Raw genomic sequence first — 24,638 nt, forward strand, 5'->3', positions numbered from 1 at the left:
CGCTCATATAGTCAGCAAATTATCACACCTTTATTTTGAACATCTTTGTTTATGAAATCTTCTGCTCCTGCTAGTGATTTTGGTACCTTATTAGGTTATGCACCTGGTAATGTTGCTGTGTACTCATCTGATTATGATACGGCTGACGAAAGCATTTATCCTAATCGTAGCGCCTATCGTAGTTACCTTGATGGCATTTACATGGGCTATAAATGGCAATGCGTTGAGTTTGCACGTCGATGGATGTATCTCAACCATAGCTATATTTTTGATGATATTGCTATGGCTTACGATATTTTTGAGCTGCGTTCAGTGCGCGATGTAAATAGCCAAAACAGATTGCCACTAAACGCGTTTAAAAATGGTGCAAAACATCATCCTCAAGTAGGTAGCTTACTTATATGGGAAGAAGGCGGCGAGTTTGAAGAAACAGGCCATGTTGCTGTCGTTGTTGAAGTGCACGAAGATAAAATACGCCTTGCTGAGCAAAATGTAGGACATCAAATATGGCCAAAAGATCAAAGCTGGTGCCGTGAACTAAAAGCAAAAGTAACTAAAGATGGCGACTATTGGATTGAGTGCTCTTACAGCGACGCCACTATTTTAGGCTGGATGACACAAACTGATGAAACAGAATATGCTGAGCCAACGTCTGAGCTAAACACTGATTTATTTATTATAGAAGCCCATAAAGCAGTAGATACAGGCCAAGCAAACAAGTCATGGTTAAATATTGCGAATGACGATGAAGCTGCCTACGTAGAAATGATGCAAGGCCATAAACTTACATCAGTAGCTGCGAATCAACATAATTACTTTGCGATATCTCAAACGGCGCAGCAAAGCATTGAGCATGCAACAAATGAGCTGCATGGCTTATTTATGCATGCAACCGACTATGTACTGCAGCACCCTGAGTTATTAAAAAAGTTTAATTTACCCGATGTTGTGATTAATAAAATTCGCCAATCGTGGGATAACCGCTTAAACCAATTAATTACCAGTCGGTTTGACTTTGCTTTAACAGCAGCAGGTTTAAAAGTTTACGAATACAATTGCGATTCGGCATCGTGTTATATGGAGAGCGGCAAAGTTCAGGGTAAATGGGCAAAACACTTTGGTGTTAAAACAGGTGTAGATGCAGGCCAAAATTTATTTAAAGATCTCGTAAAAGCATGGCGTAAAAGTGAAGTAAAAGGTCTTGTTCATATTCTGCAAGATGATGAACCAGAAGAGCATTACCACGCATTATTTATGAAAGAAGCTATTGAAGCCGCGGGCTTTGAGTGTAAGTTAGTAATTGGCTTAAGCACACTTCGCTGGAATGAATCAGGCAACATAGTAGATGCAGATGGCGCACAACTGAGTTACGTATGGAAAACCTGGTCGTGGGAAACCGCACTTGATCAAATTCGTGAAGAATGCGAAGCAGACCAATCATTAGGTGATAACTTTGAACCACAATTCAAAATTGGTGAAACGCCACGCTTAGTCGATGTATTACTGCGTAAAAATGTCATGGTATTTGAACCGCTGTGGACATTGATCCCAAGTAACAAGGCTATTTTACCAATACTGTGGAGTTTATTCCCTAATCATAAATATTTACTTAATACCGCGTTTGAGCTTAACGACGAGTTATTACAAACCGGTTATGTAGTTAAACCAATAGTAGGACGTTGTGGTGCTAATATTCAACTTGTTGATGAACAGCAGCAAGTTATAGAAAAAACAATGGGGCACTTTGCCGAGCAAGACCAAATATACCAACAACTATTTGCACTGCCTAAAGTAGATGACTACTTTGTACAAATATGTAGTTTTACAGCCGCCGGAAAATACTCTGGTGGTGGCGTACGTGTTGATAAAAGCATGATCATAAACGGCCATAGCGATTGTATGGCACTGCGTATTAAATAAATAATACTAAGCCCGCAATTTTGCTGCGGGCTTAAGTTTGTGTAGACCCCCTTCCCTCTTTTAAGTTTTATAGCTATCTCAAGCGAGTTACTCCTGATAGAGTAAATTTATTAAACACCACAAACTAAGGTATTTCATGGCGAATCAATTTAATGTACTTGGCACACGTTTAAAACTATGTTGCGGTAATGGTGGCTACACACGTGAAGGATTTTGTTATGTACCAGAATCAGATCTTGGCAATCACAGTGTGTGTGCAATTATGACTGACGAGTTTTTACAATTTTCAAAATCACAAGGTAACGACTTAATAAGCCCAAACCCTCTTTACGATTTTGAAGGTTTAAAAGCCGGTGATAAATGGTGCTTGTGTGCGCTAAGATGGCTTCATGCTATTGCAGCAAACGTTGCGCCACCAGTGGTACTTGAAGCTACAAATAAAAAATCATTAGAAATAGTGCCGCTCGATGTTTTAAAAGCGCACGAATATATAGCCAAAGTTTAAATACACTTAAGCGTTATTAAATTAAAGTCTGCAGATTTTACAAATGTATGCAGGCTTTTCAAAAATTCAATCACCCCTCCAGCCTCTAAAATCTTAAATAAAAACACAACCCCATGTTTTTAAACGACTTTTAAAAACAATCAACTTACGGCATAACAGTTGCTTCATTAAGTTTAAGTCATGCTCATAACGCAACATATTATATGAGCAACACATTACTTAATGTAGGAGAAATTATGAGTAACAATAACGAATCAAACAAAACAACTAAATTTACCGCGCCAGGTATGAGTGACGAATCAGCTCAAAAAACAATAGCTACGCTAGATAACCGCATGGTTGCATTGATAGATTTACAGCTTACTTTAAAGCATATTCACTGGAATGTAGTAGGACCTAACTTTATTGGCGTACACGAAATGATAGACCCACAAGTAGACATTGTGCGCGAAATGACAGATACAATTGCAGAGCGAATTGCGACTCTTGGTGGAGTGCCCGTTGGTACGCCTAAATCAATTGTAGATCGTCGTACATGGAGCGAATACTCAGTAGGTAAAGGGTTAGTAACCGAGCATTTAGCCGCACTTGATAAAGTATACAACGGCGTTAATGGCGATCACCGCAAAGCAATTACCACTCTTTCTGAATTAGATCCGGTGTCTGAAGATATGATCACCAGCCAATTAGCCGATCTAGAGCAATTTCAGTGGTTTATCCGCGCCCATTTAGAATCATCTACAGGCGAACTAAAAAGCTAATATATTTAATCTAAGAAAGCCCAGCATTAATATGCTGGGCTTTTTTTTGCGTGAAAACCACTCTATTTATAATCATATATAGATATGTATCAGTAAGCTCTAATACAAAACCCATATAAAAACAATAAAAAATTGGTATTACCAAAACAAATAACCAAAATAAAATTTAATGATTTTATACTCCTTACTATTTCGCAAATTTATAAGCCATACCCAACCTTTAATGAACATCTCATTATTTTAACATCACTTAAAAAACAAACTAAATACGTATAAAAGTACGGCATAAAATTTAAAAACAGCACTAAAAAGTGTATTTAATAGTACAAATAATATAAAAAAACGTCTTTGGTAAACATACTTCAATAAAATTCATTCAAAATATAAAAAATAAAAACACATCATAAGCTATTAAATTTATTAAATATAAGCAAAATAAAAGAACATTTTGTAATACATCTTGTGAATTTTTGGTAAACAAAGGTTGTAATAAAAGCTGAATTGGACTAATTTCAACCATACCACCTGTATGACACGATACAGGGAAACAGCAGTTAAATTGGTTAACCAAACCAAGTAACAACACACACAATGACGTAAGTCGTACCCAAACGGGAGAGATACATGAAACTCAATCAAATTACTTCAACATTAATTAATAAACATAAAAGAAGTAGCTCTACAACAATCAGTGCAGCAGCCCTTTTATTAATGGCTTCTTCTACTATTGCAGCGCAAGAGGCTCCGGCAGCTTCAGAAACGGCAGCTGCAGATATTGAAGTTATTGAAGTAAAAGGCATGCTAGGTAGTATGAAAGCCGCCGCTATGCTTAAGCGTACTGACGGACGTATTGTAGATGCGATTGTTGCTGAAGACATTGGTAAGTTACCTGATAATAATATTGCAGAAGCACTGCAACGTATTACTGGTGTATCTATTAATACCGATTTTGGTGTGGGTGACAGTGTTTCGATTCGTGGCTTACCTCAAAACCGTGTTGAATTAAACGGTCGCTCTACTATTGGCGACTCTCGTGACGGTATTAGCTTACAAGATTACCCATCAAGTTTCTTAAAAACAGTAGAAGTAGTTAAATCTCCTACTGCCGATATGATTGAAGGTGCATTAGGCGGAACAGTTAGCTTAAAAACAGTTCGCCCATTAGAGTTAGATAAACTAACTGGCGCAGTTTCATTAGATGGTGAATATGCAGATAAAACAGAAAAAGTAGCACCTATTTTTAGTGGTTCACTTGGTAACAACTGGGACTTTGACGAAATGGGTACCTTTGGTGCCATTGCTATGTTTTCGTATCAAGATCGTGAAATTCGTCAAGATGAAACGTCTAGCCGTGTTAAACCTCAAGACATTGATATTAATGGCCAAGAAGGTAATACACCAAGTGGCAACGCTATCGTACGAGACGAGCACAGTGTTGAGCAATATGTAGAACAACGTAAACGTACTGCTGTAAATTTATCACTTCAGTGGGCACCGCAATCTGGTAATGGCATGGTGTATCTTGATTTAAGTGGCACTAAACGCTCTGGTGAGCAAAGTGGTAACTCTATATTAGGTGTTGCAGGTTCACTATCAACAGATGCAAATACAACTCAAGATGCTAACGGCGTAAATAATTACACGCTAACAAACGAATTTGGTATCCCTAAAACATACAGTGACTTTCGTGAAACTGACTCGTTTTCAAATGCACTTGGTGCAGAGTGGAACCTTACTGACAGTATAAAAATCTCTGGCGAAATTGCAGTAGCATCATCAGAAAGCGTAAGACCTGATTCTGAATTTACACTTCGCCCAATCGAAAAATCAACATTTGAAGCAAGTGGCGGAACTCAGCTAACAAATCATTTATATGATGGTGCATTTTCTCAAGACGGTAATAAATTACCAAGCATCATTCATTCAGATCCTAATGCATTTACTGACCCACAAAACTTAGCACTTCGTACGTTTAAAAGTGAAGATAGAAGAACAGACAATGACGAAACAGCTATTCGTTTTGATGTTGAAATGTTTGAACCTCTCAGCAGCTTAAGCTGGGTGTCTAAAGTAAAAGCAGGTGTACGTGTTACTAACCGCGATTACGAATATGAGCAATACAAAGTAGAAATTAAAGACATTTACAAAAATGCATTTAACGACTCAGATGGTTCATTAGCTACTTTATGGGTTGATGACTACAACGCTGCTTTTTCAAATAGCTTCACAACAGTTAGCCACGACAACTCTTTTGACCAATTAGGTAATTCTGGTCAAAACGACCTACTAACGTTTTTAAGCTACAACGGTTTATCTAACCCTGCAAATACTTACGCTCAACTTCAGCAGTTACTTGCAGGTACTAACCTAGCGTCAACGGGGAGTCTTTCAGATAACCAAGAGTTCCAAGAAAGCGCATACCGTAACGTAGTTGAAGATACAGCAGCTGTGTATATATCAGCGTACTTAGACTTTGATAACATCACTGCGATTGTGGGTGGTCGTTATGTGACTACAGATTTAGAATCAAGCGTATTTCTTAATGGCGAAAAAGTAACTGGCGACAATGACTACAGCGACTTTTTACCAAGCTTAAACGTTACGTATAACTACTCAGACGAAACATTATTCCGCTTTGCTGCTGCAAAAGTTATGCGCCGCGCTGACTTTAGCGAGCTAAGCCCTGCATTTGACGTTAATAACGATATTACGGGTGCAACGCAAGGATCTATTGATTTAGAACCATACCGTGCAACGCAGTACGACTTATCAGTAGAGCATTACTTTGATGAAGGTAACGTACTATCTTTCGCTGTATTTTATAAAGATGTTGAGTCTTTCTTAAGTAACGAAAGCAGCTGTCAGGCTTCTTCAAGCACTTCAACTGGTCAAAACGTAACGCAGTGGAACCAAGTATGTCAGCTTGACGTTGCAGGTGTTTCACAAGACAACCTAGTATACTCTGACGCAACTGATTTCCCTGTAGATGTAGATGGCTTTAACCATGTTGCAGGTCTGCGTGACGCAGGACTAACGGGTATCGATACAGTTAAAAATGTAAATGGTGAAAACGGCTCAGTACAAGGTTTTGAAGTGGGTTACCAACAGTTCTTTACAAGCTTACCTGGTGCATTTTCTGGCTTAGGTGTTAATGCAAACTACACGTATGCAGACAGCGAACAACCAAACGGCAACCCACTATTAGATATTTCTAAAAATACATATAACTTACAAGTATTTTGGGAATACGAAGGGTTCTCTACTCGTATCGCTTATAACTACCGTGACAGTTTCTTAGATACTGAAAACGAAAAACGCGTAGAAAATATTAACTCAGATGGCAGTATTTCAGCAGAAGGCACTGTTTACGGTAATAACTACCGTGACGACAGAGGCCAGTTAGATTTCTCTGCAAGCTGGGATATTAACGAAAATATTACGCTAGTAGGTAATGCGACTAACTTAACGGGTGAGCCTTCAATCTACCTATCTGAACTAGGTGGTGCTTGGAAGTACACTGAAGCGGATCGTCGTTACAGCTTTGGTATTCGCGCTAAATTTTAATTTTCCCTGGAAACTAAAGCCTGCTTTATGCAGGCTTTTTTACGTCTATAAAAAAGTGGCTTTATATTATACAACCTTATTAAAAACATGATTATTCTACCGAGTTAAATAACCCTCCATCGCTATAGTAAATAACTAATTCAATACAGTAGGTATTACGTAAAAATACTCTCCTCTAGCTATACTTATTTGAATATTAAATTTACTATCAAAGCGTTATTACTATTAACAGGAAAAGTTGAAGTGCTGTCGCGTTTATATAATTTTATGCCGGGTTTAGATACATTGCTGCACTATGAGCGACAATGGTTTGCTGATGATGTAAGAGCAGCGCTATCGGTAGCTGCCGTAGCTTTACCTGTTGCCATTGCTTACGCACAGCTAACCGGTGTTAATGCTGCCGTAGGGTTATATTCTTGCATATTGCCAATGATGTTATATGCACTTTTTGGCACTTCAAAACAGTTAATAGTAGGCCCTGATGCTGCTACCTGCGCCGTTATTGCAGCAGTAGTAACACCTCTTGCTGCAGGTGACAGTTTTAAACATTGGCAACTTGTTGTCACCATGACCGCTATGACCGGCTTTTGGTGCTTTATAGCCAGTAAATTTAAGCTAGGTGTATTAGCCGACTTTTTATCTAAACCTATTTTAATGGGCTTATTAAATGGCGTAGCCATTACTATTATTGTTGGTCAATTTTCCAAAGTATTTGGCTTTACCTTTGACGAACGCTACCTACTTGAACGCTTAGGTGGTGTGCCCACATACCTAGCGCAAACACATGTCCCCACCTTATTAATGGCTTTGTTTACACTGGCGGTTTATTTTGTGATGAAACGCGTAAAACCCACGTGGCCTGCATCTATGTTCGCCATAGCTTTTGGTGCGCTTTTGGTGTGGATTTTTGATTTAAAACAGCTTGATATAAAAACCATTGGCACCGTAACTGGCGGACTTCCCGTTTTTAACACCCCTGTTTTTGATTTAGGGATTATTCGTGAGTTAGTGGTCCCCGCACTTAACTTAGCCATCGTGAGCTTTGTTAGTATGATGCTAACTGCCCGCAGCTTTGCTGCTAAAAATGGCTACGACATAGACGCCGATAAAGAATTTAGAGCGTTAGGTATTGCCAATATAGCGTCAGCTCTTTCGCAAGGTTTTGCAGTCAGTGGCGCCGACTCACGCACCGCTGTTAACGATGCAACAGGTGGTAAAACGCAGTTAGTATCAATAATAGCAGCGGCCATTATTGCGCTCATAGCCGTATTTTTAACAGCCCCACTTGAATTTATTCCAAGCGCAGCGCTAGGTGTTGTGCTCATTATTGCCTCTGTTCATTTACTCGATTTAAAAGCGGTTTGGCAATTAAAACGAAAAGATAAACAGGCATTTTATCTTGCCTCAGCCACCTTACTTGCGGTGTTATTTATTGGCGTTATACCAGGGATCACACTTGCTGTATTACTGGGGTTATTTCAATTTATTCGCACTGTTATGCGCCCAACCGACAATATACTCGGCGTAGATGTTAACGGTGTAGTAAGAAGTTTAGACGCCACAGATAAAGCAAAAGCGGTGCAAGGCGTGTTTATTTACCGCTTTAATTCACCTTTAACTTACTTTAATGCCAGCTACTTTAAACGCAGATTACTTGAGCAATACGCAAGACAAAAAGACGACACACAATGTGTAATAATTGACGCTGTGCCCTGCTTTACTCACTTAGATTTAAGTGTAATGGCCATGCTTGCCGATCTCGACGTCATATTTAAAAAGCGCGATATAAGGCTTGAACTTGCAGGCAGAAAACGCCAGCTGCTCTCATGGTTTGATATTGCAGGAATGAAGTCAGGAACAGAGGGTATATACATTCACTCAGACCTATACATCGCCCTAAAAAGAAATAGCGTAAGCCAGCACACACAAGAGGTTAGCTTGTTTGAGTCAGACGAAAATAAAGAAGCGCTCACACAGCCATAAAATACTAAACAGCAGATCAGCTAGCTGATCTGCTTATTGTATTAAGTACTTTTTATACTTTAGGGTAATTTGAAGGGAAAAATGCTTTTTTAGCGTCTTCATCAAACTCTTTTTTAAATGCTACATCAGTACCTATTACGCGTGCACGTGCAACCGCTGGGCGCCTATCAATGCTTTCAAACCAACGCTTAAGATTTGGATACGGTGCTAAGCCCTCTTCACCTAATACAACCGGTGCTTTATCAATCCAGCCCCATGCAGATACATCAGCAATGGTATACGTATCACCCACAATAAAGTCGCGGCCCTCAAGATGCGTATCAAGTACTTCGTAATGGCGCTGCGCTTCACGTAAATAACGATTAACCGCATAATCAAGCCCTTCTGGCGCCATGTGTCTAAAGTGTACACTTTGCCCTGAATACGGACCCAAACCAGATGCAATAAACATTAACCACGACAGCATTTCAGCACGGTCATCGCCCTTGCCTTCTAGCTTTCCATATTTTTCAGAAAGGTACATTAAAATAGCATTCGAATCGAACACACGAGTTTCACCATCAACAATTGCTGGCGCTTTAGCATTTGGATTAATTGCTTTAAATTCAGGTGTATGTTGCTCACCTTTTAAAGTATCAAGAGGAACAAGTTCAAACGGTAAGCCTGTTTCTTCTAAAAAGAGTGCAACCTTCATTGGGTTAGGAGTATGGTGAAAATAAAATTTAATCATGTAAAGTTCCTCAATAATTGAGCAACGATTAAAACACAACTTGAGCGAGTGTTCAAATTAAGTTTTAACCAAGTAAAATATACAGTTAAAACGTGATTTAATTGTGAGTATTTCGTGATACTTCATTCGTAAATATCATTTAGGCTGAATGCAATATCAACCTTTGCGAGAAGTAACATGCCTTTTAAAGCACTATCCCGTCCATTTTTTATCTCACTTGTTGGGTTAATAATTTTTTGCTTTCAAAGCCAAGCTGCTGAGCAAGTAACTATTTCCAGTACAGCTAATCCGACTACCTTTTTAGAGCTTTACACATCGCAAGGTTGCAGTAGTTGCCCACCAGCAGAGCGCTGGATTTCAACGTTTACAGATGATGAAAAGCTATGGACTGATTTAATCCCTATTAATTTTCATGTTACTTATTGGGATTATTTAGGATGGAAAGACCCGTTTGCCTCTGCTGTTTTTAGTAAAAGACAACGTACTTATAAAGCACTCGGTAAAAGTAGGATTGTAGCAACCCCAGGATTTATGGTTAACGGCAGCGGGTGGCAAGGTTGGTTTTATAAGCAAGCTATTCCTGTAGCTAAAGCCCCTCATTTAGGTAATTTAAAAGCGACTATAAACAATAGTAAAATTAATCTCGAATACGATACTGTTAATACCAAAGATGATACTAACCAAAACTTAATAGCCCATGTAGCTCTGTTAGGCTTTGACATAGAAACACAAATACACAGCGGCGAAAACGCAGGCCATAAGTTAAAACACGACTTTGTTGTTATTGGCTACGAGCAAAGTGACATGCAAACTAAGCAACAATTATCATTAACTGACTTAAACCTGCCTCGCGCTAAAAAAATATCGCCAACAAAGCAAGCCTTAGTATTTTGGGTATCTGAAAAAAGCGACCCTACCCCACTACAAGTTGCAGCAGATTGGTTTTAATATGGATAAAATAAACAGCTGAAGTTTAAAAATAGGCCACCATTACACCTTTAACTATACAGCTTGTTAGTAGTCCACTCATACCCATATACGTAAACATAAAGCGTTGTTCAGAATCTGTTTTAAACACGAAAGCGACTAAATAAAGAGAAGCAATAATAGCTACGCTTAGCATAAGCCCATAAATAAATGAGCCGCAATAGTGTGGTAATACAGCTAAAGCGAGTGCGGTTAAATTAGTGCCAAAGAATGCTACGGGCTTTTTAATACCGCGTAAAATGGCAAATAGCGGTATAACAAAAGTAAGACAATACAACCAAATAATATGAGTAGACCATCCGTAACTTAAGGGAGCTTTAACTTCAAAAGTAGAAAGCTTAAAATTACTCGTAAATGTCCATGCAGCATTAATAATTATACTTACAATAAAAGCCCCAATAAATAGAGCGACTAACACCGCAATTGCACCGCCTGCGGTAGCCCCTGCTTTCTCTTTTTCTATAATTAAAATAATGACACTTAACAGCCCACTTAATTGTAACCACTGCCAATAATCGCTCGTAAATAGAGGAATAGCAGCTAAAACGATCGTAGTTATAATTAACTTACTTCCATCATTTGAGCGCAATAAATAAAAGGCCATTATGGCAATATAAAATAGATCCGTTACATCAGGCATATCAACAACTTCCTTGTAAAAATATAATAAAAACCAATAAACGCAGCGATTCTACCTATTACTGAGCCCCTATAAAATCCGATAATTGTGTTTACTTTTTAGCTGTGCAATATTAACTCACTATAAAACACAAGGATCGCTAAGCCTATCTAGAGGTTTGGTATAAAAACTAAAAAGGATGAATATGATTAAGCCATTTTACGCTAGCTGTTTGTTAGCCCTCTCGCTATTAACACCCAGCCTTGTAAAAGCCAACCCGACAGCCTCGCAATATCAGGAAATTCTTAACGAGAACCTTGCTGAAAACGAGCCTGGGGTATCGGTAATTATAAGTAAAAATGACAAAGTACTTTTTAAAGGAGCGCGCGGGCTTGCCAACCTTGAACATAACATTGCACTTAATGAGCAAAGCGTTTTGCGTTTAGGTTCTATTTCAAAACAATTTACTGCAGCTGCAATTATGATGCTGCAAGAGCAAGGTAAGCTAGCGGTTACCGATGATATTCATAAGTATGTTGCAAACTTCCCAACAGAGGGCAACCTCGTCACAATCGAAAACTTATTAACCCACACCTCAGGCATCGCCAACTACACAGATGACGACGACTTATTCGATAAAGAAATACAAGTACCCACCAGCGTTGACGATGCGTTAGCGAGATTTGCCAAACACCCAATGGTGTTTAAACCCGGCGAAGCCATGGCTTATTCAAATACCGGTTATTCACTGCTTGGTAAAATAATTGAAGTAGCAAGTGGCCAGTCTTACAAAGACTTTATTGAACAACACATATTTAAAAAGCTAAAAATGAACCAGAGTAGTTATGAAGGGCAAGAAATTGTTGCCCATCGCGCCTCTGGGTATGAGCAAACAGAGCAAGGATTTATCAACACCAACTACATTAATATGGATTGGCCATATGCCGCAGGTGCGCTTATATCTACTCCAACTGACTTAAACATTTGGTTTAGTGCGTTATCGTCTGGCAAGCTTATTAGTAAAGCAAGTTATGAGAAGATGGTAAGCCCTTTTAAACTAAATGACGGCAGCTTTTCATCCTATGGTTACGGATTAATTATTAAGCCTTTGAATGAATACACCGTAATTAAACACACTGGCGGAATAAATGGTTTTTTAGCGCATGCACGCTATATTCCAGAACAAAAGCTATATGTTGCAGTACTGGCTAATTCAAACCACATAAACCCTATTTTTATCAACGAAAAACTCACAGCCAGAGTACTAGGTATTGCACTCCCCGAGTTTAAAAAAGCAGAGGTAACAGAGCAGCAATTAGCGCCCGTATTGGGTGATTATCGTATTGATAAAAACACCTTACGCAGCCTAATTTTTGAAAATGACGTTTTGTATTCAAAGCGCACTGGTGGCGATAAAACAAAACTTATTACGATGTCTAAAAATAGCTTTTACTATCCTAATTCAAACAATTACTTAGTAATAGAAAAGAACAGCCAAGGGCAATTAGTGATGAAGTACTTTAGTGGGTTATCAATAATCCCTACTGAGGCAATTAAAATTTAATTTCAAGATTATCTAAATAAAAATGCCCGAAGTTCACTCAAGTCGTAACCTCGGGCATGACTGGTTTTATCGTGATTCTGAGGTAAATTAAGACCCTATTAATTTGATATTACGAAAACCTTCACCAGATTCAAAAATGCAGCTTACTCAAAGAAACTAAAAATTTACTGCTGACTCAATAACCACTCCTTTGGCGCTTGCCCTGTTTTTTTTCTAAATACACGAGCAAGTGCAGAGCCATTTTCGTACCCAACCTGATTAGCCACTAAATCCATATTTTGATTTTTTAAAATAAGCTTTTTAGCAACTGACAAACGCCAATCAGCCAAATAGTCAGCTGGTGTTTGCTCTATAATTCGCTTAAACGTGTCAGCAAATTTAGAGCGCGACATGCCACACGCCTCAGCCATAACACTAAGCGACCAGCTTTGCTCTGGGGTTTGGTGTATTTTTATTAATACCTTAGCCAACTGAGGATGGGCAAGCCCTGCCATCATCCCGGTTTTAATGGTGCCCTCTTCTAATACCTTGCGCAAAACACTAATTAAAAATACATCGCATAAGCGATCTATAATTAAATGCTTACCGCTGGCGTCTTTAAATGCCTCATCAAAAATCCAAAAAGCGCTCTGCGCTAATAATCCATCACCCGTTAATTCGTAATTTAAGCAAAAAGGCAGCGCCTGCAATAAAGGGCTATGCCCGCCGCTTTGATAGTTAATTTGTGCACACACTAAATCAGCACCGTCACCCTTATCCGAAAATAAACAGTGCCCTGTAGAATGAGGAAAAAAAATAACCGAAGGCGTAGACAAAACTACTTCAAAGCCACTATTACTACGCACTTTTAACGTACCAGAACGTAATAAATGTAAATGCCCAACACCTTGATCGTCACTAAAGTCACTCGTACCGCACATGTTCCCACTAAAAAACACATTGGCATTAAGCGAAAAGTGACTCAGTACACTCGAAAGTACGTCCATAAGCGCCTCTTTGGATTATTGGTATGAAAATATAGACTAATAGACGCATATTAACCAAGCAATAACGATAAAGTACAGTTGAGTTTTAAACAAACACACTAATTAAATTACCCTTTGGAGATACACATGAAATTTTCGACACTCACTAAATCAGCTTTTTTTGCAGCATCAGTCCTTGCAAGTTCACTAAGCTTTGCAGCAGACATAGACGCAAATGCAGACGTTAACGACATTGCAATTAGTGGCTACGATACCGTTGCTTACTTTACCCAAAACAAAGCGGTAACAGGCAGTTCTGAATATACCGCAACGCATAAAAATGCCATTTATAAGTTCAGCTCAGCTAAACACCGCGATTTATTTAGAGCTAACCCAGAAAAGTACGCACCGCAATTTGGTGGCTTTTGTGCGTTTGGTGTATCAATGGAGAAAAAGTTTGACGTAGATCCTGAAGCGTTCAAAATTGTTGAAAACAAACTTTATTTAAATCTTGATAAATCGGTTCAAAAACAATGGCTAAAAGACGTACCAGGCTTGATTACTTCAGCCAATTCAAACTGGTTTGACATAAAAGACAAAACAGCAAAAGAGCTTTAATAAAACCAATTTAAAGTTAATTTTGAGGTTGCTTCGGTTTATAACCGTTCACCCTCAAAATGCCATTTAAATTAATAAAATTTTAGGTTTAAGCTCTTAATTTAACTAATATTACTTTGATTTATTAAGCATCGCTTTTAAATCGGCAAATGGAGAATGCGTCGCAGCCTCAACTTTGCGATCTGTAGTCGACCCGCCATACATAATATGCTCGTGGTATTTATTGTGCTCATTGTCGTGGCAATAAATACACAATAACTCCCAGTTACTTCCGTCTTCAGGATTATTACTGTGGTTATGATCAACATGATGCACCGTTAACTCACGTAAATTAGAGTATTCAAACTCACGAGCACAACGCCCGCATACCCAAGGATATAATCTTAAGGCTTTTATTCTATAACCTTCCTCTTGCTTAACATAAGCCTGAGGTACATCGTTATTCTTACTCATAATATTCCAGTTAAATTTGTTATTTCTATGCTTAACAAGTAAATAGCCAATATGTAAAAGCAAATATAAAAGTAAAAAGTTCGTAAGGGATCTAACTTAAGCTACGTTTCGTATAAGTCAGGTCTAATTATAAAGTTGAGCAACATGGAAAATATATTCCAAACAAGTCGGTTTTTGGTCGTAATCGCCGTTATTACCGCTGCAATATCATCATTACTCGTTTATGTTTCATGCATTAATATTGTAGCTAATATAGTAATAACAACGCTATTTGACCTGCCTGATTCAGCTAAAGCCGGTAAAGCCCTAATAGTTGAACTACTGAAAATTCTTGATTTGCTACTAATCGGAATTACCTTACAAGTTATTGCTATTAGCTTGTACCGACTATTTATAACACCATCTAAGCCTGAGGAAAGTAAATTTCTTGCTGCTTTTAATATTAAAGACTTTCATGATTTAAAAATAACTCTGGTACAAGTAACTTCGGTTGTACTGGTAATACTATTTTTAGAGCACGCAGTTGAGTTCGGCGGCACAATAGAAACACTCTACTTAGGTATTGCCATTGCGATCGTTATTGCAGCATCTACATTTGCATGGCGCTCAATGAAAGACTAACTAAGCACTCATTACTATTAAGTAATTACATGCAGGTGTAATTACTTATCCCTAAAATTCTGCAAAAACTTAAGTGAGAGCCCCAGCACTCAATATTAAAAAAACTTAATTACTGACAAGTCACCAAAAGAAGTATCTATATGCCTACCTGTTTGCTCCCACGCACGTAGTACTACCATGAGTTTTTTGTTACTTGAAGTCCAAGAAATACCACCGCCGTATGCCGCTACTTTTTCACCGCCCGAATCTTTTAACCCCAGCCCAGGGTCTGTATTTCGAATATTTCCCTTACCTACTTTGTATTCAGCAAATACGTGAACATTATGCGGCAACGAAAATGATAAAAGCGAGCCAATACTCGCCCCGTACGAATTAGAAATTAACTTAGTGACCTGTGGTGCAGACGAATTTAAAAAATCAGCCTGAAATACAATATTATCTTTATTCTCAAGGGATACATGCTTAAAAGACCACGCACCAACAACACTTAACGACAAGTCAAATTTGCTGCTTAGCTTTGGTCTATTAAGAAAAAAATGCTCAAACAAAGACTCTTTATTATTAAAGGTATAAAAGTTGTGTTGGCCAGATAGCTCAAACTTGGTTGAACGTGTATTTTGCGAGAAAATTTGATCCGTTTGATTGCCGCTTAAATTGCTAGCCGTGCTTTGCAGCCCTTCAAGCGTTTGATAGTTAAATGTGATTTTAGAATTTTTAAATTTTCTATACGAAAGCAGTATATCTTGTGTTTTTGTTTCAACATCATCTTCAAAAATATCGGCTGAATAACCAATTTCAATGTCGTTAATATCAAAAAACACACCCACACGTTGATTGTTTATGGGCTCTAACGAAAACAGTGTTTTTTGATTACTCCCAGCCAAGTCGTCATATATTAACGCGTGGCTAGTGTTTGGGTTTGAAATAGTGGTTCGTACCGACTTTAAGTCAAAGTCGAAAGCCAATACAGCACCAGATTGAAATGCCGCTAAAACAGCAAAGCTCACAATAACCAAGTAATTGCGATTCATTAAAAACACTCAAAAATTAATTTGTATTAGAGTAGCGTTTTTTTTACCTTAAATTATCACAAAAGGTTAACAATTGATGAAAACTTTAAATAATGCGCTTTATGCCATTTTTTGAGGTGCTTTCAAGATCAAACTCACTTACATGCTTAATTAGCTCCGGGAAGAACGCTAAAAAAACGGCTTCTAATTCATCGTAATTCCGTGCTATGTCATCAGCCGCGCCAGCAAAAGTGTTAGTAAAGCGAATACGCTTGGCAATATTATCAAGTGCTAGCCCTATTCCATCCATGGTTTCGTATTCTTTAAACCAATCGTTTTTAGTCATACTTGTTACAACATGCTGCATACGCGTTGGCATAACAGGTATGCGATTATTTAAAAGCTGATAGCTGGTGTACTTAAAGTCACTTAAAGGTTGCTTGCTAAATCGCTGCCAATGCACAATTAAAAAATGATCAAACACCACATCAATAGCTACACCAGCAAAGCGCTTACGCTCGGGTGAAAAGTACTGTTTAGCGTGTTTTACTACTGGGTGAGAGTCGGTAAATTTATCGACTAAATAGTGGTTATCGAGCCCGTTTATAACCGTATTTGGTAAGTGTTCTACATGCCTTTTACCACCAAAGTCGCCCAACAAGTTCCCAAAGTGAGAATCGGCTGTAGGCTGTGCTAAATAAAGGTGAGCTAAATAATTCAAAGTGTTCTCGGGCTTAGTATTAATACAGTTAAAATAATAACTTAGTTGTAAGCGCTACTTAAAGTTAGATTTTATGCCTAATCAAAAAAATAGCATAAAAAAGGTGAAACTAAGTTTCACCTTTCATATTAATTTTGAAACTAATTAGCTAGCATTACGCTGTAGAAACGTTACTTGCGCCTGCATTGTTAAGTATTTCTTCAATAGCGTTTTTGTTGTCACTATCGTACTTAATACCAATTAATATAGAGCCTTTTTCAATGGCGTCTTCGTAGTACTTAATTTCGTGCTCTGGGATAAACGCACCAACTGCGGCACCTAAAGTACCACCTACTGCAGCGCCTGCTCCACCAGCAGCAAATGCAGCGACTAATGGACCGGCAACTAATAAGCCCGTACCACCTGTTGCTACAGTCCCTACGGCAGTAAATCCGCCAATAATTGCAGCAAGAATACCACCTGAAGCCGCGCCTATAATGCCGCCCTCGGCAGCTTTAGTACCTTCGTCTACAGCAAAATCTTCCTTTGCGTATGAGTCGTTGGCTACAATACTAATATCAGCTTCATTAATACCTAAAGCTTCTAATCTATAAATTGCGAGTGTTGCTTGTGATGCACTTTCGAATAACCCAGTAATAACGGTACTCATAATAACTCCTTTATTTATTTAAGAAAATACACTTACTACCAAGCAAAACTCAAACCAAGTAAATTGTCATTTAAAATCAACAATATAAAACAAAGCCCTGTACTGACACTCTTATTATTAGAGTAAAAATTGCTAAATTTTGTAAAAAACTCCTATCTACATAAACAAAATTCCTTGCGAAATAAAGAGAGGTTTTTATCACTCTCTTGTTTATGGTTATTACAGTGCTTACCAATAAAACTAAAAACACCAACAGAGCATTATTTTTCATGCGATTTGAAGGTTAAAACAAAGACGCTTATCCTCTTCAATTCCCCTACCCAGTTACAATTGTGTTTTATTAATTCAGTAAAGAGTCAGTCTAATTTTGTTATCACTATTGCTCATTTTTCGGTGCGCATGAATCGTAAAATACTGTGCTAAATCTCCTTTTTATATTGCCCTGCTATCAGCAGATATAGGCCGCCCATGGATTACGAAAACAACTTTTTAAGTCAATCACAACAAGCTGCACTGCAACAAGCGATGGTCAATACCAAGCTTTTAAACAGCACTTCAATAAATACTAACAACATGCCAACACCTGAACAGCAAGCTTATGGTGTTATTGCTGTCGCGCTTTACCGCTTTAATTTACAAAAAATAAAATGGTCATTATTTTTAAAAACAGCAATAAAATTAACTACTAATGTTTGCCAATGGCTGGCCACCGAACTCACAAGATGCCAGCAAGAATACAAAGCCCAACCTAATGACGCTGTAATAATTGAGCAAAACGCTCTTTTGAATGGTATTTTTAGCGAAGAACTCGCCTATATCGGTGCCTTACTAGGAACTGAAGCACAAGCTTAATAAACCTCCTAAGCGTGAGTAAAATAACCTTTCAGTTAAACGCTCTTACTTTTGTCGTAATCTCACTCAAAGCTCTACGCTTAAATTTGTAAAACTTTGAGTGAGTTTTTTATATAACTGTGCTTATTACCCAGGCGTATATCGGTACGTAAATTGCTGTTATTAATATTCTTACTTAAAGAGTTATACATAAATAACGCTGCCGTTATTTATAAAAAGGAGAACAATTATGAGTAATAAACAACTAATTACGACTATCGGTATAGGTCTCGCCGCTGCATCAGCAGGTATGTTAACAAGGAAAACTTTACAAAAATCGTGGGAAAAGGTTACCAACGAACCAGCCCCAAAAGATAGACCAAGCGAGGAAACAGATCTTAAAGAGGCCGTTACATGGGCGGTAGTTTCGGGCATTGGTGCGGGCGCTGCAAGAATGGCCGTACGTTATGTACTAGACAAGCGCCGATCTAAATAAACAGTCCCTATTGATACCTCTTATAAGTATTAAACGTAATACGGTGAGGCTCAAAAGGCGGCTTGCGACAGCTACTCCTTAGTTGTCGTAAGCAACCCGGCAAAACCTTAAACAAGGTTATTTAATCATAGAGTTAAAACACGTTAGTATTAATATCTAAAATGGGGCCCTGCGATGAAATTTGAAATGTCGGATGGCACGGCTGCGCCGCTTATCCGACCTACGCAAGTTGTAAAAGCCAAAGGCGCCTTCCAACATGCACTCCTAAATTTTAAGCAGATACACTCTATTAAGCATTAACACCCTTTCAAAGTTGTTGCCTGCCTACAAGCTTGCGTATAATGCCCGTATTCCGGCTGCATTTTTTAGCCGCTAACTTGGATTTTAATAATGAAAAAACTATCTGCAGTGCAAATAAAGCAGCAAGCACTTGTACTCAATACTGCTGAAAAATTAGAAGAACAAGGCCGCGCTGAGCTCCCAGGCATGCTGCAATGCTGGTTTGATGTTCAATATCACTTATTTCCAAGTACACTACTGCTGTGCTTTCAGTTTGAAAACGAGCAAGCCTTAGCAGCCGCAGAGCCAGATTTATTAAAGTGGCAAAAGCGTTTAAGCGGCGCAATGCTCAAAAAAGGCGTTATTTTAAAAGATATGCGTAAACATTTAAAATTTACGCTCAAAGGGCCTGACGATTAATTAGGAAGGTTTAAAACTATATTTTGGCTTACGCTCGTGTCACCGCAAGCGCATAAAACCATAATGAAAAGCCGTTGCATTGCTGCAACGGCTTTTTACTTTTTATTAAAACTTAAAGTAGAACCCATAAAGATCACTTTAGACTCAGGGATTTTTATTAGCCGATAATGCTAATTGGCCTGTTAAACAATACCAATACTCTGCAAAAGCAAATATCAGTCGATTCAACGTTAATTAGTTGCTCTAAGTTAGCAATAGTAGGATAGTAAATTACATATAAAACAATAGCCTTATATTAGGAATATTATGATCAAAGTATTATTAGCGACCAGCTTAATTGCCTCTTCATTCGCTGCTTTAAGTAATCCTTTAACTGTTGAAGAACAGCGTATCAACAAAGCACAATCAGCAATGCCAAATGTTTTAAATGCATTTACCCCACAAGTATCAAGTTTTGAGCAACAATTTAAAGAATTAAACGACTTTAAAAGTGCAAAAGCATTAGTACAAAGCTTTAGCTTTGAACTATGGGAAAACGCAAAACAACGCATAGTAAAAACCAATAACTACGACGATCGAGAGCTTTACTGGGCGCGCCTGCTTTCAAGCAAAGTAATACGCACAACATCGCCTAAATTTTCAATTACGCAGGCTCAACTAAATACTTTACTAACCATACTTGAGGAAGGCAGCAGAGGCCGTACCGACCTTGCTTTTTCATCAGGCAGCACTAAAAAAATATTACTTACAGGCTTTGACCCATTTTTACTCGATAGAAACATAAACCAAAGTAACCCCTCTGGTGTTGCGGCGTTATTGCTCGACGGCCAAGTTATTAATTACAACGGCGTGAGCGCAGAAATTAACACTGTTATGGTACCTGTACGCTATGAAGATTTTGATCAAGGCATAATAGAATCCTTACTTGCCCCTTACTACGCACTTAATAATGTAGACATGGTAGTAACCGTAAGTATGGGCAGAACAGAATTTGATTTAGAGCGTTTCCCGGGTAAACGCCGCAGTGTAACCGCCCCCGATAATGCCAATATTGTGTATGGTGGAACGCAAACAAGCCCAGTCATACCAAAACTCAATGGCCGACTACTCCCAGGCAACGAGTTTGTAAAATTTAGCTTACCTGTAACTTACATGCAACAAGCCAAAGGCCCTTATAAAGTTATCGACAATCACGAAGTCACCACGCTTGAAAAAACCTATAAAGCAGGTTCGTACGGCGAGCTTAAAAATAGTATTGCGGTAAATGGCGGCGGCGGTGGTTACTTGTCTAACGAAATATCGTACCGAAGTATTCGCCTGCGCGATGCGCTTAATTCAAGTATACCTACAGGACATATTCATACCCCACGTATACAACAATTCGAACCTGAAATAGAAGCTAAAATAGTAAAACAAATAAAGGCAATGCTAGAGCAAAGCTTAGTCGCGCTATAGTTTATAACAACTAGTTTAAGCGCATAATAAAGGGCAATATTATTGCCCTTTATTAAATGAGGTTACTAGGGGAAGGTTTTGCCTTTTCTCTTAATCACAAAAAGCAAAAAGAAAGAGCTGACCTTGCTGATTGTTATTTGTCACAAATGAATAAGTGCAGCTGAGTAAATTTTGAATAGTTGAAATCTCTGTTATAGTAAGTCCTGCGAAGAAAAGGCGCAATGCGAATGAGGGAATATGACAACCATTGCTGATATTAGAGAAATGATTACAATAAATAATATAAAGCCTGAAACTGGTAATGTATTATTTCAAGACTCGTTACAAAATTCAAATTCTGAAGAACAAACATACCATGTATATAACGGGTTTGATCCGATTAGGGCGAACCTATGTGATTCCTTATGGGGCGCTTTCAATTTAAAGTTAATCGCATTTATTAAGTCACAAAATTACACTCAAGAAGATCTTGAAGAAGTCGCTAACTCTATTCAAATAGATGATAACCATTGGGATTGGCTTTCAAAAGTTTGTCTACATAAAAGCGATGAATATGAATGGTTTTTTTTGGATATTAACGAAAAACCGCAAGCAGCTTGCTTAATATACCATCCAAAGAAAAGTGCTATAGATGCAGGTGATATTTTTTACATTGAATATGTAGCTGTAGCTCCTTGGAATAGAAATAACCCAATGGAAGAAAAGCAATTTAGAGGGGCTGGTTCTGAAATCATTAAATGTGCAATTCAATATGCCACTGAATCATTAGGTTTACGTCATGGTTTCTCTTTACATGCACTACCAAGAGCTGAAGGGTATTACGAAAAAATTGGAATGACTATTTTTGATGCTTTATCGAAAGACACCATGAAATACTATGAGATGTCGGAAGAGAATACCCAAAAATACATGGGGGTATTATGAGTAAAGTTGATTTGAATAAATTGGATGATTTTTTTGTTACTTCTGATTCGGTTGATTCTTTAAATGATTTAATTGAATCTTATTCAGAATACGAGAAACAGTTAGAGCGCATCCCAAAAAAAATTACTATTTCAGATGATGTATCAAAGTTAAAGTTTTTCAGAGAAGTTCACTCGAATCGTAAATCAGAAGCGCTTTACCGAAAAAGAGATGATGCTAATAGTGCCTTAGCAATTTATTGGCTATCCAGAGTCAAAGAATTAGCAGCTTTTTATGCTTCTTATAATAATGTGGTTAAATTTGAAGGTATTAATAAGGATTCTCTAAAAGAAGTAGCTCAATTAAGCAGCGATGTTAGAAATTTAAATATTTTGGAAGATTACTTCGCTGAGCGCGGAATCATCCTTGTTACTGAACCTTCGTTGCCTGGTTTAAAGTTAGATGGTGCTGTATTTATACTAAGTTCAGGGCAAGCTGTAGTTTCGCTGAGTCTTAGATATAAAAGATTAGATAACTTTTGGTTTACTTTAATGCATGAACTTGCTCATTTATGTTTGCATGTAGACAAACTAGTCTCACCGATCATTGAAGATCTTGATAGTGAGGCTAAGTCAATAATAGAACTTGAGGCTGATAAATTAGCACTAAACTCTTTTGTGCCAAGGAATATTTGGAGAAATTGTCCACCTAAATATAACTTTTCGGAAGAGAGCGTAATTGACTTTGCTAACCAAATGGGAATTCACCCAACTATCGTTGCGGGCCGATTAAGAAAAGAGTTAAATAGGTATGACCTTCTTTCTAAAATGGTAAATGGTATTAATGTACAGGAGTACTTTGCATAATGAATTATGTTCCATTTTTAAAATATAAAGTTAATGAAGTATCAGCATTAAAAGCGCTTTCCCTAAATGATAGAAAACGAGTGACACCATTTTTTGATTTGCCCAGAAAAGATATGTTGAATAGCGCTAGCTTAAAAGACACAATTGATAAGGCTCACCGAAAATATGAAATAAACTTAGATAGTTTACCTTATTTTTATATTGATAACTTTGATATCAATGACAACATACTAATAAATGGTGATGATAATTACTTCTATGTATTGGAGAAGTTTTCAGATGCAAACATAGTTCCAGTGGTTGGCATAGATCGGAGTGAAAGAAGAAATGATGTAGTCATAGAGGCTAAAATTAATGATATGCTTTTACTTGATACTGTAGCTCTAAGAGTCAGTTATGAAGATATTATTTCTTATACGTTGATTGAAGATGAAGTTACGGAACTATTAGAATCTTTAAATGATCATTTCGGTTCTTATCACTTAATTATTGATAATCGTATATGCCACAACATAGATATTGAAGTCAGATCTGCTCAAGTAATAAGCTTTATTAATGATATTTGTAGTGATTTTACATTTGATAGAATTATCGTTACAGGCTCATCTATACCTGCATCAATTCGAGATTTATTAGAACCTAATTGTGAAATTACTATTGATAGGTCAGAAGTTAAAATTTTTAATAAAGTTTCACTTGTTCTTCCTTCGTTAGTTATTGGGGATTATACAGCTGTCAGCCCTAATTATTCAGATGTACAAATTAGGGGAGAACTGATGAGAAGAGTAACAGCTCCTAAAATGATGTACAGCTTCGACCATAAACTAAATATTAAAAGAGGAGGAGCTATTGAGGGACATCCTAGGGGAAATAAACAATATAATGATCTATCCGCTGTATTGATTGGGGAAGCTTTTTATAGAGGCTCAGTGTACTCATTTGGTGATAAATATATTGATGAAAAAGCAAAGAACATAGGTAGTGATGCCAGCCCTAGTACAATTCCTAAAGCCTTAATAAATGCGCATATAACTTATATGCTTAACGACTTTACATAGTTGTTCTATTAAACAATGAGTTAGCTATTTCCGTATTTACCTTTTTTAAAGTTAAATTACTCGCTATTTCGGTAACTAACTCTTGTTTATTAATTCTCTTGGGCAGCTCTATATCATTATTATTACTAACATCGAGCATTTCTTGTTTCCACAAAGTAAGTAGAGCAATCTCTTTCACAAAATGCGGGTTTGACTTAGCTTTCCTATGGTGACGAAGCTTTACAGTCCCATTATCATTAGAGGCGATTAAAATTCCCCAATGTTCAGGAGTCACATTTAAAGATTTTTTTAGGTGATTTTCTGTCGTAACTAATGATATTTTTTTGAATACCAAATCATAGAACTTACCTTGGGTAAGTAATCTATTTACATTATCTGTCTCACCTTTTATTTCAAAACAATGTGGTTCCTTATAAACGGCAACTACGTCAGCAATAGCATTGCCTCTATGAACATGCAATTCATCTACGATAGCCCTAGGTTTTACTGGTAGTGATTTCAGGTAACTCTTTAATCTTTCTCGAATTGTAGAGTCGTTAAGTACAATCTTCATTTTTTAAGTTACAAGTTTTTTGGAATGGGTTTAAGTATACATTAACAAAGAATTTTGTGCATTTGGAATATCTTAACGTCAAGGGTTGTGTATTAATTGGGTAGTTA

24 protein-coding genes are annotated in these 24,638 nt (G+C 37.6%); 16 read left to right on the forward strand and 8 right to left on the reverse strand.

What is annotated here, in order from left to right; all coding sequences use genetic code 11:
* The first annotated feature begins 51 nt into the window (after window positions 1–51).
* From gss to I6F53_RS09770, 5 genes are all read left to right on the forward strand, one after another.
* On the forward strand, window positions 52–1,920 hold the full coding sequence (gss, locus tag I6F53_RS09750; protein ID WP_197239396.1) for a bifunctional glutathionylspermidine amidase/synthase: 1,869 nt from the start codon (window positions 52–54) through the stop codon (window positions 1,918–1,920).
* A gap of 136 nt (window positions 1,921–2,056) precedes the next feature.
* Window positions 2,057–2,425 (forward strand): DUF2237 family protein, encoded by a 369-nt coding sequence (locus I6F53_RS09755; RefSeq protein WP_165741092.1) that lies wholly within the window; start codon window positions 2,057–2,059, stop codon window positions 2,423–2,425.
* A 236-nt stretch (window positions 2,426–2,661) separates the two neighbouring features.
* A complete protein-coding gene (dps, locus tag I6F53_RS09760; RefSeq protein WP_197239397.1) occupies window positions 2,662–3,186 on the forward strand; it encodes a DNA starvation/stationary phase protection protein Dps in 525 nt (174 codons plus the stop codon).
* 624 nt (window positions 3,187–3,810) lie between these two features.
* Window positions 3,811–6,750, forward strand: a complete 2,940-nt coding sequence (locus tag I6F53_RS09765) for a TonB-dependent receptor (protein WP_197239398.1) — start codon at window positions 3,811–3,813, stop codon at window positions 6,748–6,750.
* 243 nt (window positions 6,751–6,993) lie between these two features.
* Window positions 6,994–8,733 (forward strand): SulP family inorganic anion transporter, encoded by a 1,740-nt coding sequence (locus I6F53_RS09770; protein ID WP_197239422.1) that lies wholly within the window; start codon window positions 6,994–6,996, stop codon window positions 8,731–8,733.
* A 52-nt stretch (window positions 8,734–8,785) separates the two neighbouring features.
* Here I6F53_RS09770 and I6F53_RS09775 read toward each other — a convergent pair whose 3' ends face one another.
* Window positions 8,786–9,463 (reverse strand): glutathione S-transferase family protein, encoded by a 678-nt coding sequence (locus I6F53_RS09775; RefSeq protein WP_197118638.1) that lies wholly within the window; start codon window positions 9,461–9,463, stop codon window positions 8,786–8,788.
* Between the two features lie 177 nt (window positions 9,464–9,640).
* Here I6F53_RS09775 and I6F53_RS09780 point away from each other — a divergent pair, with 177 nt between their 5' ends.
* Window positions 9,641–10,411, forward strand: coding sequence for a DUF1223 domain-containing protein (locus I6F53_RS09780; RefSeq protein WP_197239399.1), 771 nt, complete (start codon window positions 9,641–9,643; stop codon window positions 10,409–10,411).
* Between the two features lie 25 nt (window positions 10,412–10,436).
* Here the strand turns inward: I6F53_RS09780 and I6F53_RS09785 are convergent, their stop codons facing one another.
* Window positions 10,437–11,090: a hypothetical protein gene (locus I6F53_RS09785; RefSeq protein WP_197239400.1), complete on the reverse strand. Its 654-nt coding sequence runs from the start codon at window positions 11,088–11,090 to the stop codon at window positions 10,437–10,439.
* Window positions 11,091–11,274: 184 nt separating this feature from the next.
* On the opposite strand from I6F53_RS09785, the gene I6F53_RS09790 reads away from it, so the two are divergent.
* Window positions 11,275–12,633: a serine hydrolase domain-containing protein gene (locus I6F53_RS09790; protein WP_197239401.1), complete on the forward strand. Its 1,359-nt coding sequence runs from the start codon at window positions 11,275–11,277 to the stop codon at window positions 12,631–12,633.
* Between the two features lie 164 nt (window positions 12,634–12,797).
* On the opposite strand, the gene I6F53_RS09795 is transcribed toward I6F53_RS09790, so the two are convergent.
* Window positions 12,798–13,619, reverse strand: a complete 822-nt coding sequence (locus tag I6F53_RS09795; protein ID WP_165727649.1) for an AraC family transcriptional regulator — start codon at window positions 13,617–13,619, stop codon at window positions 12,798–12,800.
* Window positions 13,620–13,745: 126 nt separating this feature from the next.
* On the opposite strand from I6F53_RS09795, the gene I6F53_RS09800 reads away from it, so the two are divergent.
* The gene (locus I6F53_RS09800; RefSeq protein WP_197118635.1) at window positions 13,746–14,216 is read left to right on the forward strand and encodes a YHS domain-containing (seleno)protein; all 471 of its coding nucleotides are present in this window, start codon (window positions 13,746–13,748) and stop codon (window positions 14,214–14,216) included.
* 111 nt (window positions 14,217–14,327) lie between these two features.
* On the opposite strand, the gene I6F53_RS09805 is transcribed toward I6F53_RS09800, so the two are convergent.
* A complete protein-coding gene (locus I6F53_RS09805) occupies window positions 14,328–14,669 on the reverse strand; it encodes a YajD family HNH nuclease (RefSeq protein WP_007581433.1) in 342 nt (113 codons plus the stop codon).
* Between the two features lie 144 nt (window positions 14,670–14,813).
* On the opposite strand from I6F53_RS09805, the gene I6F53_RS09810 reads away from it, so the two are divergent.
* The gene (locus I6F53_RS09810; protein ID WP_007581432.1) at window positions 14,814–15,290 is read left to right on the forward strand and encodes a YqhA family protein; all 477 of its coding nucleotides are present in this window, start codon (window positions 14,814–14,816) and stop codon (window positions 15,288–15,290) included.
* A 95-nt stretch (window positions 15,291–15,385) separates the two neighbouring features.
* Here the strand turns inward: I6F53_RS09810 and I6F53_RS09815 are convergent, their stop codons facing one another.
* The 3 genes from I6F53_RS09815 to I6F53_RS09825 form a co-directional block, all read right to left on the reverse strand.
* Entirely contained in the window at window positions 15,386–16,321 is a 936-nt protein-coding gene (locus I6F53_RS09815; RefSeq protein ID WP_197118634.1) for a hypothetical protein, read from the reverse strand.
* An 85-nt stretch (window positions 16,322–16,406) separates the two neighbouring features.
* Window positions 16,407–17,021: an acyl carrier protein phosphodiesterase gene (locus tag I6F53_RS09820; RefSeq protein ID WP_165741776.1), complete on the reverse strand. Its 615-nt coding sequence runs from the start codon at window positions 17,019–17,021 to the stop codon at window positions 16,407–16,409.
* A gap of 154 nt (window positions 17,022–17,175) precedes the next feature.
* Window positions 17,176–17,670 carry a hypothetical protein gene (locus I6F53_RS09825; RefSeq protein WP_007378461.1) on the reverse strand — a complete coding sequence of 165 codons (495 nt, stop codon included), beginning with the start codon at window positions 17,668–17,670 and terminating at the stop codon, window positions 17,176–17,178.
* Between the two features lie 468 nt (window positions 17,671–18,138).
* Here I6F53_RS09825 and I6F53_RS09830 point away from each other — a divergent pair, with 468 nt between their 5' ends.
* From I6F53_RS09830 to I6F53_RS09860, 7 genes are all read left to right on the forward strand, one after another.
* A complete protein-coding gene (locus I6F53_RS09830) occupies window positions 18,139–18,522 on the forward strand; it encodes a hypothetical protein (protein ID WP_121955128.1) in 384 nt (127 codons plus the stop codon).
* Window positions 18,523–18,751: 229 nt separating this feature from the next.
* The gene (locus I6F53_RS09835) at window positions 18,752–18,997 is read left to right on the forward strand and encodes a DUF4235 domain-containing protein (protein ID WP_024593336.1); all 246 of its coding nucleotides are present in this window, start codon (window positions 18,752–18,754) and stop codon (window positions 18,995–18,997) included.
* A 390-nt stretch (window positions 18,998–19,387) separates the two neighbouring features.
* On the forward strand, window positions 19,388–19,696 hold the full coding sequence (locus I6F53_RS09840; protein ID WP_197118629.1) for a hypothetical protein: 309 nt from the start codon (window positions 19,388–19,390) through the stop codon (window positions 19,694–19,696).
* 306 nt (window positions 19,697–20,002) lie between these two features.
* Entirely contained in the window at window positions 20,003–21,151 is a 1,149-nt protein-coding gene (locus I6F53_RS09845; protein ID WP_197239402.1) for a hypothetical protein, read from the forward strand.
* 237 nt (window positions 21,152–21,388) lie between these two features.
* Window positions 21,389–22,075: a hypothetical protein gene (locus I6F53_RS09850; RefSeq protein WP_197239403.1), complete on the forward strand. Its 687-nt coding sequence runs from the start codon at window positions 21,389–21,391 to the stop codon at window positions 22,073–22,075.
* Window positions 22,072–22,920, forward strand: a complete 849-nt coding sequence (locus tag I6F53_RS09855) for an ImmA/IrrE family metallo-endopeptidase (protein ID WP_197239404.1) — start codon at window positions 22,072–22,074, stop codon at window positions 22,918–22,920. The genes I6F53_RS09850 and I6F53_RS09855 overlap by 4 nt, the downstream gene beginning before the upstream one ends.
* The gene (locus I6F53_RS09860) at window positions 22,920–23,978 is read left to right on the forward strand and encodes a beta family protein (protein WP_197239405.1); all 1,059 of its coding nucleotides are present in this window, start codon (window positions 22,920–22,922) and stop codon (window positions 23,976–23,978) included. Before I6F53_RS09855 ends, I6F53_RS09860 begins: the two co-directional genes overlap by 1 nt.
* On the opposite strand, the gene I6F53_RS09865 is transcribed toward I6F53_RS09860, so the two are convergent.
* Window positions 23,971–24,531: a sce7726 family protein gene (locus I6F53_RS09865; RefSeq protein WP_197239406.1), complete on the reverse strand. Its 561-nt coding sequence runs from the start codon at window positions 24,529–24,531 to the stop codon at window positions 23,971–23,973. The genes I6F53_RS09860 and I6F53_RS09865 overlap by 8 nt on opposite strands.
* Window positions 24,532–24,638: the final 107 nt, after the last annotated feature.

Origin of the sequence: Pseudoalteromonas sp. SWN29 (assembly GCF_015864465.1) — a bacterium.
Lineage (GTDB): Bacteria > Pseudomonadota > Gammaproteobacteria > Enterobacterales > Alteromonadaceae > Pseudoalteromonas.